The organism is Syntrophomonas erecta subsp. sporosyntropha (assembly GCF_055395365.1).
On the sequence record NZ_AP042459.1, the window covers coordinates 1,246,877 to 1,260,705 of the forward strand.

A 13,829-nucleotide genomic window follows, 5' to 3' on the forward strand; every position below is an offset into this window, starting at 1 on the left:
GCTGCTATGGCTGCTCCCGCAAGGAGAACAAAAAGTAAATAAGCACACAGGAGGGCACTTCTACGGGGGTGCCCTCTTAAAGTATTTAATCAATAATTTACGTGAGGGGCTATTCTTTCCAGACTTGGTATGAAGCTGACGAGGTTATGGTGGACGAGCTTGTCTTGTAACGGAAGAGTGGCGGGAACCCAGCTATGGTTCCCGTTGGTTAGGATGGACGAGCTTATTTTGTAATGAGAGCAGATAGCAGGCTAAGTCTGGAAGATTAATAAATAGTAAAGAACTATTTTATTTATCCCGGTCGGGAGGGAAGATATAAGGAGGTTAAATACCCAGATTTATAGGTGGATAAAAAAGATAAAGCTTGACAACAAATAAAGAGAGAGCTAATATAATAGTGCACTAGTTAATTAATGCACTAGGCAGGTGAAAAATTAATGGACTTTAATGCTACCCAACCTATTTATCAGCAAATTATTGATGATTTCCGGAAAAGGCTAATAAGGGGGGAGCTGCAAAAAGGGGATCGGATTCCTTCCCAGAGGGAATATGCGGAAATGGCTCGGGTTAATCCTAATACAGTTCAAAGAGCTTACCGGGGGATGGAAAATATGGAGATAGTACAAACCCTCAGGGGACAAGGTACCTACATTTGCATATCCCCGGAAAGGTTAGCACAGATTAAACATGAAATGGCGGGCGGTGTTCTAAGTTATTTTATAGAGGAAATGAAATCTCTCGGCTATTCCGGAGTAGATATGGTGCAGCTGCTTCAGGAAAAGATTAAGGAGGATGAAATATGATTGAATTTAGGGAGGTCAGCAAGCATTTTGGCAGAATCCAGGCCCTGGACAGGCTGACATTTACCTTTCCAAGGGGCCGGATTATTGGATTGTTTGGCCCTAATGGAGCTGGAAAATCAACTGCCCTTAAGATGATGGTAGGATTAAACCGGCCTGATCAGGGAGAGTTAAAAATAGATGGAGAAATTCCACTGAAAACTAGAGATCGTATCGCCTACCTCCCAGAAGTAGATTACTTATATCCTTGGATGACTATTGGGGCAGCAGCTGCCTTTATCAAATCTTTTTATACAGATTGGGATGAAGGTAAATATCAGGACTTATTGGCTTTTCTCAACCTGGATAGGGAAATGAAAATAAGCCGGATTTCCAAGGGCCAACGAGCTAAGGCTAAGCTATTACTAACTGTTTCCCGTCGTGCCCCCTATTTGTTAATGGATGAACCCTTATCGGGAATAGATGTTCTAACCCGTGAGGAAATTATAAATACGTTGATTCGCGATTACCGTGAAGGGGAGCAAACCATTATCATTTCTACCCATGAAATTGCTGAGGTAGAAGCCCTGGTAGATGAGGTGGTGTTCTTAAGTGCAGGTCGTATAAAACTGGCCGGGAATGCAGAGGACTTGCGTATAGAAAAAGGCCTGTCCCTGGTGGGCATGATGAAGGAGGCGTTTCGTGATGCCAACTAGCAGCGGAAAAATGTTAGGTAGCCTATATAAAAAAGAAATGCGGGAACTAATCCCAGAAATTATAGTAATGGTTATAGTCGCCATAGTTTTAAACAGTTTTATTTATTTTCGGCTGGGGCCTAATCCTAATATCGTTGTATTACCGCTATTTCTGCTATTAGGCCTGGTGGGCCTGATGCCTTTTGTTTCCTCATTTCGCTTGCTGGGTGGAGAGTGGAACAACAATACCATTTATCTTATGATGTCACTGCCGGTAAAAGGCGGCCTGATTTTAGGAACCAAACTAATGGCTTTGATCAGTGAATATATAATCGGTACCGTTATTGCTGGGATTTGTGCCGTGGCATTTATAATGGCTATACAGCCGGAGTTATTACCGGATTTATTAGAGATAGCTGGGATAGAAGGACTATGGGAATATCTATGGCTGGCTTACCTGGGCAGTATAGTTTTTTTGCTCTATCTTATCAGTATTAGTTTTTTCAGCCAGGTAGTAGGTAAACTAGTTACCCGATTATCAGGACTAGTTACCGCATTGACGTTTTTGGTGACCCTGTGGTTATCTGGAAAATTTTCTAACCTAATATTCCCCGAGTTGGGTAATATAGCCAGCCCGGATGGATTTCCCAGCAGGATGGTTTCAGCAGGTATAGGGGTATATCTGGTAATAGTGGTGCTGATCTTTTTGATTACGGTGCTTGTGTATAATAGCCGGGTGGAGTTATAGCTTAATGGTTAGACCCATAAAACCGGGCGGTTCATCCGTCCGGTTTTAATATATTAACATCTTTAATTATAAGTCGGTACTTCCAGCTTATGGTTGAAAAAAATCTAAAATTCGACCATAATGGAGAGGAAAGACTATCTCATTTATTAATCTCCGAACCCTTATTCCTAAGACAGCCTGGTTATGGGATAAGAGTCGTTAGGGTATATCTGGAAACGGGTATGCCTCCCCTATGGAAAGGAGATGATGCCGACAATACCTACCAGGAAATGGTCGGATCTACTTATCCTTGGGGCACGAGTGGAACCGATTTTTTTATGCTTGATGCCCATGTTCCGGCCAGATATGCTAATAGTGCCAGTTATTAATTAAATAATGGGAGGGTTTAAGTATGCGAAGAAAGGCATCGATTTTTGCCATTTTAATGGTTTTCGTACTTTCGGTTCTGGTAATGGGATGCGGCCAGAAAACACCGGCACCGGCAGAAAACCAGCCAGAGAAGGTTTTAAAGTTAGCCACTACTACTAGTACTGAAGATTCTGGATTACTAGATGTTTTATTACCGGAATTTAAAAAGGATACTGGCTATACAGTAGATGTAATCGCAGTAGGTACAGGCCAGGCTATTCAAATGGGAGAAGCCGGCGATGTTGATGTAATCCTAGTACACTCCCGGGCGGCTGAAGATAAATTTGTGGCAGATGGTTTTGGGGTGGATCGTCGCGATGTTATGTATAATGACTTTCTCATCATTGGTCCGGAAGAGGATCCGGCCGGCATAAAAGGGGAAAAGGATGTAAAAGCAGCTTTTACGGCTATAGCTACCAAGCAGGCTGCCTTTGTATCCCGGGGCGATGACTCTGGTACTGATAAAAAAGAAAAGAAAATTTGGGAGGCAGCCGGAATTACTCCTGAGGGAGATTGGTATATTGAATCTGGTCAGGGCATGGGTGATACCTACCGGATGGCAGATGAAAAACAGGCTTATACTTTGATTGACCGGGCTACCTATCTGGCTAATCAAGACAAATATCGTCTGGTTACTGTGGTAGAAGGGGACCAGCTGCTCTTTAACCCTTATGGCGTTATTCCTATTAACCCGGAAAAATACCCCAATGTAGACTATGAAGGGGCTACTAAATTTGCGGAATGGTTAACTTCAGAAAAAGGACAGAAGATGATTGGTGAGTTTGGCAAAGATAAATATGATCAGACTTTATTTGTTCCTGATGCGAAATAGTTAATATAAATGCCGGGAGAGGGCCTAGGAGGGCTTTCCCGGCATTTATATATGAGTTGGATTTCGTTGTCCAAACTTCCGGATTAGCCTGTTAAAATGTACAAGTATGGAGAGCGATGTTAACGGGCCATGGTAGAACGCCTGCGAAGGCCCAGTGGCTGAAGAGGGCCAGCGGAAATAAGTTCGCAATTCCTGTAATGGGAGGTTCATTGTTTTGGATATTATTGGACCGGGTTTTAAGGAAGCTCTGGAGTTGATTATAAGCCTGGACCCCCAAATTTTTCAGGTGACCGTATTATCTTTACAGGTATCTCTTGGTGCCCTGGTAATTTCTGCCCTGCTGGGTATTCCTACTGGGGCGGCTTTTGCCTTGAAAAACTTTAAAGGTAAGCAGGTAGTATTAAACTGCATTTATACCTTAATGGGACTTCCCCCGGTACTGGCAGGATTAATCGTGTACCTTTTATTAACCTATCGGGGACCTCTGGGACAATACGAATTATTGTTTACTCCTGCAGCTATGGTGGTTGCCCAGGTACTACTGGCTACTCCCATCATCTGTGGCTTGACGGCCCGGGCAGTGATGGCATTGAGTCAGGAAGTTTATGACACGGCGGTTACTTTGGGTGCTACTCGTAGACAGGCAGTTCGTACTATTATTCGTGAGGCCCGGGTAGGCTTGATTGCGGCTTTGACCACTGCCTTAGGGAGGGTTATTGCTGAAGTAGGAGCCGTAATGCTGGTAGGGGGAAATATCAAAGGTGTAACCAGGGTGCTTACCACTTCTATCGTTTTGGAAACCCGTATGGGTAATTTTAGCTCAGCGATAGCCATTGGTCTTATTCTTCTGGTTATTTCCTTTTTAATTAACTCGGCCATATTAATATTGGAGAAAAGGACATTTAAGCATGACACCAGTATTCAAATTACATAATGTGATTAAAAGATACGGAACCCGGGAGGTTTTAAATATTCAAGACCTTATGGTAGCCGGAGGAGGAATATATGGTATATTAGGGCCTAATGGTTCAGGCAAAACCACCCTGTTAAGAATCCTGGCTCTTCTTACCATTAGCGATGAGGGGAACCTGTCTATACTGGGACAAAAGTTACGCTGGGATAAAAAGCAACTTGTACAACTCAGACGCCAGATGAGCATGGTGACCCAAACCTCGTTTATGTTTCAAGGTTCTGTTTTCTACAATGTGGCCTATGGCTTGCGAGCCCGTCGCCTGAAAGAAACAGAAATTAAAAAGAAGGTATATGCATCTTTGGAACTGGTGGGTATGCAGGGTTTTGCCCAGGCGGAAGCCCGTACCCTGTCAGGTGGAGAACGTCAGAAGGTGGCGATTGCCCGTGCTCTGGCAGTACAGCCCCGGATTGTTTTATTAGATGAACCTACCTCTAACATTGATGCCGCTAGTGCGGTTGAAATCGAAAATCATATCCGTTTTATCAACCAGAAATACGGCACTACCATTATGCTAGTTACCCACAATTTGTTTCAAGCCCGGCGCCTGGCGGACGAAATCATTTTCTTATGGGAAGGAAAGATTTTGGAGCATAATTCCTGCCAGGCTATATTTGAGAAGGCTAGTGATCCACGGACGGCGGCCTTTTTACGGGGGGAAACTTTTTTTTAGAGTGGGGGACCGGATAAACACTTCTTTTCTATCCTTGCTATTGAAAATTTATTTAAAACCTAGAGCTATTATAAAAGAAGTCCAGAAAAGGGTTAGACATCACCATCATGACCTGGTGATGTCTATAATTCCCGGGGGGGGAATTAGGAATTATATGTGGTTGAACTTGTCTGTGGGGAAAGCCACAAGCAAATCCTCTAGATGTTATTGTACTCACTTTCACAAGGGCTGTCAATGATCTGACCAGTGAATTAAGACATTGCCAGGATAAAAGATATTTATCACCATCATTATATTAGATTATAGAAAGGCAAACCAGGGATAATTTACTGGTTTGCCCAGTTACCCATTCCTCTCTACAAAAACTTAACCATATCTGATATACAAGAATGCCTACTAAATGATGCTTTTATTAAAAGAATGAATTTTAATTTGCTGCCTGGTTAAGTTTTAAAAATGAACTTAAGGGAAATACTTAAATAACAGAGAGGAGGACTCATAAATGGGTAAAAAAATATTTATGTTCATTATCATGGTAACATTAGTTAGTTGTACTGGTATCTATGTTAAGGAACTACGGGGAACCCCTCTGCAAGACAGTGTTTTACGCCTACATGTAGTGGCTAATAGTGATACAGTTACTGATCAGACTCTTAAAATTGAGGTTAAAGATGCTGTAATTGCTATGATGAAAGAGGATTTTAGTGGAATCGATGATCTGGACCAGGCTCGGCAGACTGCTGCAGATAAAGTGCCGGACATAAAGCAGGTGGCCGAAGAGGTAGTTGATAAAAAGGGGTTTACGTATCCGGTTAAGGTTAGTGTAGGAGAATATGAGTTTCCTACCAAATCATACGGTAATTTTGTACTGCCCCAGGGAGATTACCAGGCTGTAAAAGTCATTATTGGTGAAGGGCAGGGAAGAAACTGGTGGTGTGTCTTATTCCCGCCTTTGTGTATGGTTTCGTCATCTGATAAGGGGCTTAGTATGGATTCCCGTGCTGAGGCACGGATAAGTTTTAAATGTCTGGAACTGCTTCCCCGGGGTGCCAAATTAGGACAGCTTCAAAACCGGACTGCCGAATAAAAGGACTGAAATTATCGTTATCTAGTTATACCATTACCTTCCCCTGAAAGGAACGGGCGTAATCGTCCGTTCCTTTTTCCATAAGGTAAAGCTATAATGTAAACAAAAAATGGAGGCAGGAATTTGAGTAATTCCCTGATGATTAAAGCCCCGGCGAAGATCAATATTTTTCTAGATGTTAAAGGTAAGCGTCCTGATGGGTATCACGAATTGGAAACGGTTATGCATCAAATCGACCTTGTAGATCAGGTTTACTTAGAAAAATCAACCGGTATAGAGGTGAAAACTAATAATCCTATGCTACCGGAAGGAGAAGAAAATCTGGCTTACCAGGCGGCGTGGTTGATGATGAACCATTTTAATATACCAGGGGTAAAAATATATATTGATAAAACTATTCCAGTAGGAGCCGGGTTGGCGGGTGGAAGTACTGATGCTGCTGCTGTCTTGCGGGGCATAAACCAGCTATATAATCTGGGCATAAATATGACGACCCTTTGCCAGTGGGGGGCCCAGATAGGTTCTGATGTACCATTTTGTGTGTTGGGGGGTACTGCTTTGGTCCGAGGACGGGGTGAAGTACTTACACCGCTTCCTTCCACAATGAGCTTACATATGGTATTGGTAAAGCCCAATTTTGAGTTATCAACCCGTGATGTCTACCAGGCTTTTAACCGGGATAAGGTTGAGGTGTTACCTGCAGGCGAACGATTTCTTGATGCATGGTATAAATGTGATATGATAGGAATGTGCAAAGAAATGGTGAATGTACTGGAGTCAGTAAGTGTTAGACAATACCCGGAGATTTTTTACATAAAACAACGATTAAGACAGACGGGAGCCCTTGTGGCTCTTATGTCAGGTAGTGGCCCCAGTGTTTTTGCCATCTTTGACCAGCAGGACCTGGCCCGGAAAGCAGTTGATTTGATGAATTTGTCTTACCGGGAAGTATATCAGGTTTCATCTTACACCAGTGGGGGTGGATATTGATGGAAGAGAGAAGGCTATTACCGGTAAACCTTGATTCATACAAGCCATTACGTGAGTTGGTTTTGGATGCTATCCGGCAGGCAATCATTACCGGAACTCTAAAACCCCGGGAGCGCCTTATGGAGATCCAGTTAGCTGAAGAACTAGGGGTATCTCGTACCCCTATCCGGGAGGCTTTACGTAAACTGGAAATGGAAGGGTTTATTGTTATGGTTCCGCGAAAAGGGGCTTATGTGGCTGATATATCTTTTAAAGATATTGCGGATATATTTGAAATACGGGCGGCATTGGAAGGCCTGGCGGCGGGACTGGCGGCAGAGCGGATTACTGATGAAGAGTTAGAGGAGATGGAGCGGCTGCTGGTAGAAAAAGCCGAGGCTATATCCAGTAGTAGCATGGAAAAATTAGTGGAAGTGGATACTAAGTTTCATGAGGCTATATATAAGGCTAGCCGTAATGAACGTTTAACTAATATAATTAATAACCTGCGTGAACAGATACAACGTTTCCGCACCAAGTCCCTGTCTTATCCAGGCAGGATGAAACGCTCGCTGGAGGAACATCGCAGTATTGTTGAGGCCATACAATCTCGCGATATACAGCAGGCCCGGCAAGTGGCTCAGGAGCATATAGAAAACGCTGAAAATATTATGATAGAAGCGATCAAAAAGGACGGATTCCCTTTATCTGAATAATGGAGGTAAACAAATATGCCCTACGATGCCATTATCCTTGCTGGCGGCCAGAGTAACAGTGAGTTGAGGAAAATTGCGCCGTATGATAATGAGGCTCTAATTATCATTGGTAATTACCCGATGATTTACTACGTTTACCAGGCTTTGCGAAAGTGTTCTTTAGTTCGTAATATAGTCATCAGCGGTCCGGTGGAAGCACTACGAACGATATTTGCCCGGGAGGAGAATATTTACTTTGCCAGCGGAGGGGACAATGCGGTAGAGAGTTTTTCTAAGGCGGTAGAGGTTCTAAGAGAAAAAGGGATCAGTAGTAATTTATTAGTGATGCCTACGGATATACCATTTATTACTACTGAGGCTATTGAAGATTTTATTCGCCAGTGTAAGAAATATCGGGCTGACTTTTTTTATCCGGTTACGAGTAAAGAGGTAAACGAAGCCCGGTTCCCAGGAGTATCCCGAACTTATGTTAATTTACGGGAGGGTGTTTTTACCGGGGGCAATTTATTCATTATAAAGGAAAGTATTGTTAATCGGGGTTTGGATGTAGCTGTAAAATTAGTAGAAAGACGTAAAAATCCCCTGGCTTTGGCCAAACTTTTCGGGTTGGGACTAGTATGGAAGTATCTTACCCGCCAGCTCACCATTACCAGTATAGAAAAAAAGTTTTATCAAGTAACCGGTTTAAAAGGAAAAGCAATTATATCCCCTTATGCAGAAGTGGGGGTTGATGTTGATAAACCCAGCGATTTAGAGTTGGCCAACCAGTATCTGGCTGGTATATCCTTTTAAAAATAAACAGTATAGTAAAATCCCGATCCTATTGACCGGGATTTTTTAGTGGGGGTAGTTAACCGCCAATTTAGATTTACTATTCTGGTTGGTAGTGCCGGGGTAGAGTAATACCTGGTCCCTATGTTCCAGGTACCAATTATAAGCCCTCTAGGGCTTCTTTATTGATACAAATACCTGTCCTTCAAGGAGAGAGGGGAATGGAGGACGCTCTTACAGCGGATAAAATTCTGACTAAGCCGGTATGACTGCTTCGTTATTTATCGGTTAGGAGTAAGTTACGGGTGTTATTCTTAAACTGGACTTCCGGCCTGGCTTCCTTTCCAGACCGGTAACAGGACATGAAAGGTACTGCCCTTCCCTAATTCGCTTTCGGCCCAGATTTTACCCTGGTGAGCCTCTACAAAACCTCGGGCTATAGCCAGACCCAACCCCATACCTCCCAGTTTGCGGGAGCGGGACTTCTCTACCCGGTAAAAACGGTCAAATATATGGGGAAGTATATCAGGTTCGATACCCTTACCGTTATCCCTGATCATTATATGGATATGTTCCTGATCAAATGATTCTGCCATGAGGCTTATTTCTCCGCCGGTAGGGGTATAATTCATGGCATTAGTAAGCAGGTTAATCAATACCTGCAGGATACGGTTCCGGTCAATATATATAGCCGGCAAGTCAGAAGGGATTTGTGGTATAAAGTGTTTACCTTCCAGCTCCATGGTGTTGATAATGGGAAATAAAGCATCCAGCAAGTCAGCCAGGGAGTGTGGTTTTAGTTCCAGGGGTAGTTGACCGCTTTCCAACCGGGTTAATAGTTCCAGGTCATCAACTAGTTTAGAAAGGCGAATCACTTCATCCTGAAGTGACATCAGGTTTTCTTCGTTGGGTTTTATGATCCTGCTCTGCATGGACTCCAGATTACCGCGGAGTATGGCCAGCGGAGTTTTCAGCTCATGAATAATATCAGCAGTAAGGTTTTCCCGGAGGGTGCGGTTTTCTTCCAGCTTTTTAGCCATAAGGTTGAAGTTTTGTGCTAGCAGAACAATTTCCTGATCACCATTAACTTCCGCTCGGGTATTAAGCTCACCATTAGCCAGACGGTTAGTTGCCAGGGCCAGGGAAGATACTGGCCGGCTAATTTTATTACTAATGGAAAATCCCAGCAAGAGGGCAATTAGTAAACTAATGACGGCGGCAGTACCTGAATACACGGTAATGCTACGCAAAAAGTCCTTTTCCAGGTTACCCAGCAGCATATTTTGCCCACCCGGGAAAACTACCCGGCAGGCATAATGGTCATCAACTGTAATAGGATAACCCTGGTTAAGCTCCTGACGGGAAGCACTTTCACCCAGACGGCGGCCGGTAGAATCACCTACAATTTGTCCGTTTGGATCGATTATCAGAATGGTTCTGTTATTCATAATATGGGTATAACCTGGTCCCCGCATATTCCAACCGGAGTGCATCCCGTGGGTGGAACGCCCATGACCGGGCCTCATAGGGTTTTCCTCTAGCCAACTCTGAATATCCTCTAAGGTGCCATTGGCAAGGTAGTAATCAGTCACTGCATCTACTAATTGCTGGGACTGCAGTGAGGCAGTACGGGTCAGATACTGGGAAAAAAGGTCCCGGGTGGAGCCATACATAAAGGCAGCGGTTATCAATATGGAAATGATTCCCACCCCGGCCATAGAAAGGGCTAGACGATGTTTTATTTTCACTCTGGTTCAACCTCCAGTTTGTAACCTACACCGTAAACAGTTTTTATTACGATATGACTCCCATTTTTCTCTAGTTTTTTGCGAATATTGCTCATATGAGTATCAATAGAGCGTTCATAGCCCTGGTATATATCTCCATAAACCTTTTCCAGTAATTGCAGGCGGCTGAAAACCTGTCCTGGATTTATGGCTAGGGTACCGAGCAGTTTAAATTCAGTAGGGGTTAAGCTTACCGGCTGGTTATCGATATAAAGCTCATAACGGGTCAGCTCCAGGCGGAGATTTTCCACCAGCAGGGTGTCCGATATGCCATTACGGGGGGAGGGCTTGGAACGGCGCAGAACCGCTTTAATACGGGCACCTAATTCCCGTAGGCTAAAGGGTTTACTAATGTAGTCATCAGCTCCTAGCTCCAACCCTAGCAGTTTATCTATCTCATCCCCCCGGGCTGTCAGCATAATAATGGGAATATCGCTGTCCTGGCGGATACGTTTACAAACTTCCAGTCCACTTAATTCTGGCAGCATCAGATCTAGTACCATTAGGTCATAGGAGTTCCCGGATAGTACTTCCAGTGCTTCTAAACCGGTAGAGGCACGGCCGATCTGGTAACCTTCACTACTAAGGTAGTTATCTACCATGTCCAGTATCTTAACTTCGTCATCAACTAGTAATATACGCTCAGCCATAATAGATCCTCCCATAAACAGGCTTTAAAAGTTTCTATTTTAAAGAAAAAGCTTTGTTTAGAGTATACACTACTTTTTAAATGCCTAATTAACAAGGGTTAACTAAAAAAATGTGTATTCTTAGACCAGGAATTATTCCTATTTTTGTAGAAAAAAGAAAAGCCAGTGAAAAATTTTTCTTTTATTGATGATTAGGGTTATAATACGGTTGTTAACCTCTTTAATGCTATTTATATGCGTACGTTGGTATAAGACACTGGCGGAGCACGGATAAACCCCAGTTAGCCATTTAGCATATATTATTAATTAACGAAGATGTTTATCATAGAGAATGATTAAGAGGTGGAGTTTAGTGAAGTTTTCAGCAGTAATTCTGGCGGCTGGTAAGGGTGTGCGCATGAAATCTGAGCTACCTAAAGTGGTGCACCGGGTAGCGGGCAAACCTATGGTGGCTCATGTGCTAAAAGCTGTACAGGAGGCAGGTATAAATCAGGTAGTGCTAGTAATAGGTCATGGACGGGAATATATCGAACCGCTTTTTCCAGATGGTAAGGTACAGTTTGCTATTCAGGAACAGCAGCTGGGTACCGGGCATGCTTTAATGCAGGCAGAAAAGCTGGTTGATCCGGAAAGTGATGTTCTGGTACTGGCCGGGGATACTCCTCTAATAAGGGGAGAGACTATCGAAGCTCTGCTTGAACACCATCGCTCTACGCAGGCAGCAGCTACCATCCTTTCTACCCGTTTAGCTGATCCCACCGGTTATGGCAGGATCATCCGCAATCCGGGGGGCAGTTTTTTGCGTATTGTGGAAGAAAAAGATGCCCGCGGGGAAGAAAAAAAGGTCAATGAAATTAACTCGGGAATGTATTGTTTCCAGGCGGGAGCTGTTTTTAAAGCCCTGGGTAGAATAAGTACTAATAATGCCCAAGGGGAATACTATCTTACCGATGTGGTGGAAATACTTATGAAGGAAAATGCCCGGGTGGAGGTCCTGTTAAGTAATGCTGTCCAGGACATTTATGGAGTAAATGACCGGGTACAGCTGGCTCAGGCTGATCGAATTCTGCGCCGTCGTAAGAATGAACAATTGATGCGGGAAGGAGTAACTATTATTGATCCAGCTACTACGTTTGTTGATGCGGAAGTAGTGGTGGGGCGGGATACGATAATATGGCCCTTTACCATTATAGAGGGATCGACTTCCATAGGAGAAGGATGCGAAATAGGCCCAGCCACCCGAATTAATGATGCATTGATTGGTAACCAGGTACAAATTGAAAACTCCCGTATTAAAGAAGCCCATATCGGAGATCAATGTAACATAGGACCGTTTGCTTATCTGAGGCCCGATACCGTACTTCACTCCGGGGTCAAAATAGGGGATTTTGTAGAGGTTAAAAAATCAGTAATTGGGGAAAAAAGCAAGGTGCCCCATTTGAGTTATGTTGGTGATGCCCTGGTCGGTCAGGGAGTAAATATAGGTGCAGGTACTATTACTTGCAATTATGATGGCAAAAATAAGTACCAAACGGTACTTGAGGATGGCGTTTTTATTGGTAGTAATACTAATCTAGTAGCTCCGGTCACCGTAAAGGAAAATGCAGTAACTGGTGCCGGTTCTACCATTACCCGGGACGTTCCCGCTAATGCACTGGCAGTGGAGCGAGCCCAGCAGCGTATATTAGCGGACTGGAAAAGGAAGAAATAGATGGGTAGGAGGTCATATCAACCATGAAAGCATCCAGATGGAGAATGAAATTGTTTACCGGGAATGCCAATCCTGAACTGGCGGAGGAGATTGCTAGTTACCTGGGTATACCGGTAGGGGATGCCCGGGTGGGGAGGTTTTCTGACGGGGAAATAAACTGTGCTATTGATGAAAGCGTCCGGGGAGTGGATGTCTTTGTGGTTCAACCCACCTGTCCCCCGGTTAATGAAAATCTAATGGAATTACTGATAATGATCGATGCTTTTAGAAGGGCTTCAGCCTCCCGGATTAACGCAGTTATACCCTATTATGGATATGCGCGCCAGGACAGGAAAAGCCGGGCCCGTGATCCCATTACCGCTAAATTAGTATCCAATTTAATTGTTCAGGCTGGTGCCCAGCGAGTGGTGGCCGTAGATTTGCATGCCAACCAAATCCAAGGCTTTTATGATATTCCTGTTGACCACTTACCTGGAGTTCCAACCCTGGGCGAGTATTTCAAGAGCAAAGGTTTAACCCGTGAAGGAGTAGTAGTTTTGTCTCCTGATGTAGGCGGGGTCACCCGGGCTAGAGACCTGGGCACCAAACTGGAAGCCCCCCTGGCTATTGTAGATAAGCGGCGGCCGGCGCCTAATGTTTCTGAGGTAATGAATGTTATTGGTGATGTGAAAGATAAGTCGGTAATTATAGTTGATGATATTATAGACACGGCCGGGACTATGTGTACTGCTGCTCAGGTGATGATGGATAAAGGAGCTAAAGAAGTTTACGGCTGCTGTACCCATCCCATTTTTTCCGGGCCGGCTATCGAACGCTTTTCCCGGGCTCCTTTTAAAGAAATTGTTATCACCAACACTATTCCGCTGCCTGAGGAGAAAAGGCTGCCTAATATGAAGGTTCTCTCCATTGCGCCTCTTATAGGTGAAGCTATTTTGCGTATTCATGAAGATCTATCAGTTAGCAAGCTTTTTGAAGTATAAGCAAGCTTTGGACATCCTTTCTTCTTACTGCTATAATACGGATTAACCCAGTG

Annotated in this window: 14 protein-coding genes and 1 riboswitch; of the genes, 12 read left to right on the forward strand and 2 right to left on the reverse strand. The window is 43.9% G+C overall.

What is annotated here, in order from left to right:
* The first annotated feature begins 437 nt into the window (after positions 1–437).
* The 10 genes from ACZ5Q0_RS06155 (at position 438) to ACZ5Q0_RS06200 (ending at position 8,669) form a co-directional block, all read left to right on the forward strand.
* Positions 438–803, forward strand: a complete 366-nt coding sequence (locus ACZ5Q0_RS06155; protein ID WP_446818901.1) for a GntR family transcriptional regulator — start codon at positions 438–440, stop codon at positions 801–803.
* Positions 800–1,495, forward strand: coding sequence for an ABC transporter ATP-binding protein (locus ACZ5Q0_RS06160; protein WP_446818900.1), 696 nt, complete (start codon positions 800–802; stop codon positions 1,493–1,495). The genes ACZ5Q0_RS06155 and ACZ5Q0_RS06160 overlap by 4 nt, the downstream gene beginning before the upstream one ends.
* Positions 1,485–2,222 carry a hypothetical protein gene (locus tag ACZ5Q0_RS06165; protein WP_446818899.1) on the forward strand — a complete coding sequence of 246 codons (738 nt, stop codon included), beginning with the start codon at positions 1,485–1,487 and terminating at the stop codon, positions 2,220–2,222. Before ACZ5Q0_RS06160 ends, ACZ5Q0_RS06165 begins: the two co-directional genes overlap by 11 nt.
* Before the next feature lie 139 nt (positions 2,223–2,361).
* Positions 2,362–2,481: riboswitch (molybdenum cofactor riboswitch) on the forward strand.
* A 132-nt stretch (positions 2,482–2,613) separates the two neighbouring features.
* On the forward strand, positions 2,614–3,462 hold the full coding sequence (locus ACZ5Q0_RS06170; RefSeq protein WP_446818898.1) for an ABC transporter substrate-binding protein: 849 nt from the start codon (positions 2,614–2,616) through the stop codon (positions 3,460–3,462).
* Positions 3,463–3,676: 214 nt separating this feature from the next.
* Positions 3,677–4,396, forward strand: a complete 720-nt coding sequence (locus tag ACZ5Q0_RS06175; protein ID WP_446818897.1) for an ABC transporter permease — start codon at positions 3,677–3,679, stop codon at positions 4,394–4,396.
* Positions 4,371–5,105 carry an ABC transporter ATP-binding protein gene (locus ACZ5Q0_RS06180; RefSeq protein WP_446818896.1) on the forward strand — a complete coding sequence of 245 codons (735 nt, stop codon included), beginning with the start codon at positions 4,371–4,373 and terminating at the stop codon, positions 5,103–5,105. The genes ACZ5Q0_RS06175 and ACZ5Q0_RS06180 overlap by 26 nt, the downstream gene beginning before the upstream one ends.
* Positions 5,106–5,607: 502 nt before the next feature.
* Positions 5,608–6,192, forward strand: a complete 585-nt coding sequence (gene spoIIR, locus ACZ5Q0_RS06185; protein WP_446818895.1) for a stage II sporulation protein R — start codon at positions 5,608–5,610, stop codon at positions 6,190–6,192.
* 123 nt (positions 6,193–6,315) lie between these two features.
* On the forward strand, positions 6,316–7,182 hold the full coding sequence (gene ispE / locus ACZ5Q0_RS06190; protein ID WP_446818894.1) for a 4-(cytidine 5'-diphospho)-2-C-methyl-D-erythritol kinase: 867 nt from the start codon (positions 6,316–6,318) through the stop codon (positions 7,180–7,182).
* The gene (locus tag ACZ5Q0_RS06195; protein WP_446818892.1) at positions 7,182–7,877 is read left to right on the forward strand and encodes a GntR family transcriptional regulator; all 696 of its coding nucleotides are present in this window, start codon (positions 7,182–7,184) and stop codon (positions 7,875–7,877) included. The genes ispE and ACZ5Q0_RS06195 overlap by 1 nt, the downstream gene beginning before the upstream one ends.
* Positions 7,878–7,892: 15 nt before the next feature.
* A complete protein-coding gene (locus ACZ5Q0_RS06200; RefSeq protein ID WP_446818891.1) occupies positions 7,893–8,669 on the forward strand; it encodes a nucleotidyltransferase family protein in 777 nt (258 codons plus the stop codon).
* Between the two features lie 293 nt (positions 8,670–8,962).
* On the opposite strand, the gene ACZ5Q0_RS06205 is transcribed toward ACZ5Q0_RS06200, so the two are convergent.
* On the reverse strand, positions 8,963–10,396 hold the full coding sequence (locus tag ACZ5Q0_RS06205) for a sensor histidine kinase (protein ID WP_446818889.1): 1,434 nt from the start codon (positions 10,394–10,396) through the stop codon (positions 8,963–8,965).
* Positions 10,393–11,085 (reverse strand): response regulator transcription factor, encoded by a 693-nt coding sequence (locus ACZ5Q0_RS06210; RefSeq protein WP_446818888.1) that lies wholly within the window; start codon positions 11,083–11,085, stop codon positions 10,393–10,395. Before ACZ5Q0_RS06210 ends, ACZ5Q0_RS06205 begins: the two co-directional genes overlap by 4 nt.
* 352 nt (positions 11,086–11,437) lie before the next feature.
* Here ACZ5Q0_RS06210 and glmU point away from each other — a divergent pair, with 352 nt between their 5' ends.
* Together glmU and ACZ5Q0_RS06220 are read left to right on the forward strand one after the other, a co-directional pair.
* Positions 11,438–12,796: a bifunctional UDP-N-acetylglucosamine diphosphorylase/glucosamine-1-phosphate N-acetyltransferase GlmU gene (glmU, locus tag ACZ5Q0_RS06215; protein ID WP_446818887.1), complete on the forward strand. Its 1,359-nt coding sequence runs from the start codon at positions 11,438–11,440 to the stop codon at positions 12,794–12,796.
* Positions 12,797–12,819: 23 nt separating this feature from the next.
* A complete protein-coding gene (locus ACZ5Q0_RS06220; protein WP_446818886.1) occupies positions 12,820–13,776 on the forward strand; it encodes a ribose-phosphate diphosphokinase in 957 nt (318 codons plus the stop codon).
* Positions 13,777–13,829 lie beyond the last annotated feature (53 nt).

Excerpts from the sequence above, each read along its gene's own strand:
- ACZ5Q0_RS06155 (WP_446818901.1), top strand. The coding sequence starts at position 438 with ATGGACTTTAATGCTACCCAACCTATTTATCAGCAAATTATTGATGAT.
- ACZ5Q0_RS06160 (WP_446818900.1), top strand. The coding sequence starts at position 800 with ATGATTGAATTTAGGGAGGTCAGCAAGCATTTTGGCAGAATCCAGGCC.
- ACZ5Q0_RS06165 (WP_446818899.1), top strand. The coding sequence starts at position 1,485 with ATGCCAACTAGCAGCGGAAAAATGTTAGGTAGCCTATATAAAAAAGAA.
- ACZ5Q0_RS06170 (WP_446818898.1), top strand. The coding sequence starts at position 2,614 with ATGCGAAGAAAGGCATCGATTTTTGCCATTTTAATGGTTTTCGTACTT.
- ACZ5Q0_RS06180 (WP_446818896.1), top strand. The coding sequence starts at position 4,371 with ATGACACCAGTATTCAAATTACATAATGTGATTAAAAGATACGGAACC.
- spoIIR (WP_446818895.1), top strand. The coding sequence starts at position 5,608 with ATGGGTAAAAAAATATTTATGTTCATTATCATGGTAACATTAGTTAGT.
- ACZ5Q0_RS06195 (WP_446818892.1), top strand. The coding sequence starts at position 7,182 with ATGGAAGAGAGAAGGCTATTACCGGTAAACCTTGATTCATACAAGCCA.
- ACZ5Q0_RS06200 (WP_446818891.1), top strand. The coding sequence starts at position 7,893 with ATGCCCTACGATGCCATTATCCTTGCTGGCGGCCAGAGTAACAGTGAG.
- ACZ5Q0_RS06210 (WP_446818888.1), bottom strand. The coding sequence starts at position 11,085 with ATGGCTGAGCGTATATTACTAGTTGATGACGAAGTTAAGATACTGGAC.
- ACZ5Q0_RS06220 (WP_446818886.1), top strand. The coding sequence starts at position 12,820 with ATGAAAGCATCCAGATGGAGAATGAAATTGTTTACCGGGAATGCCAAT.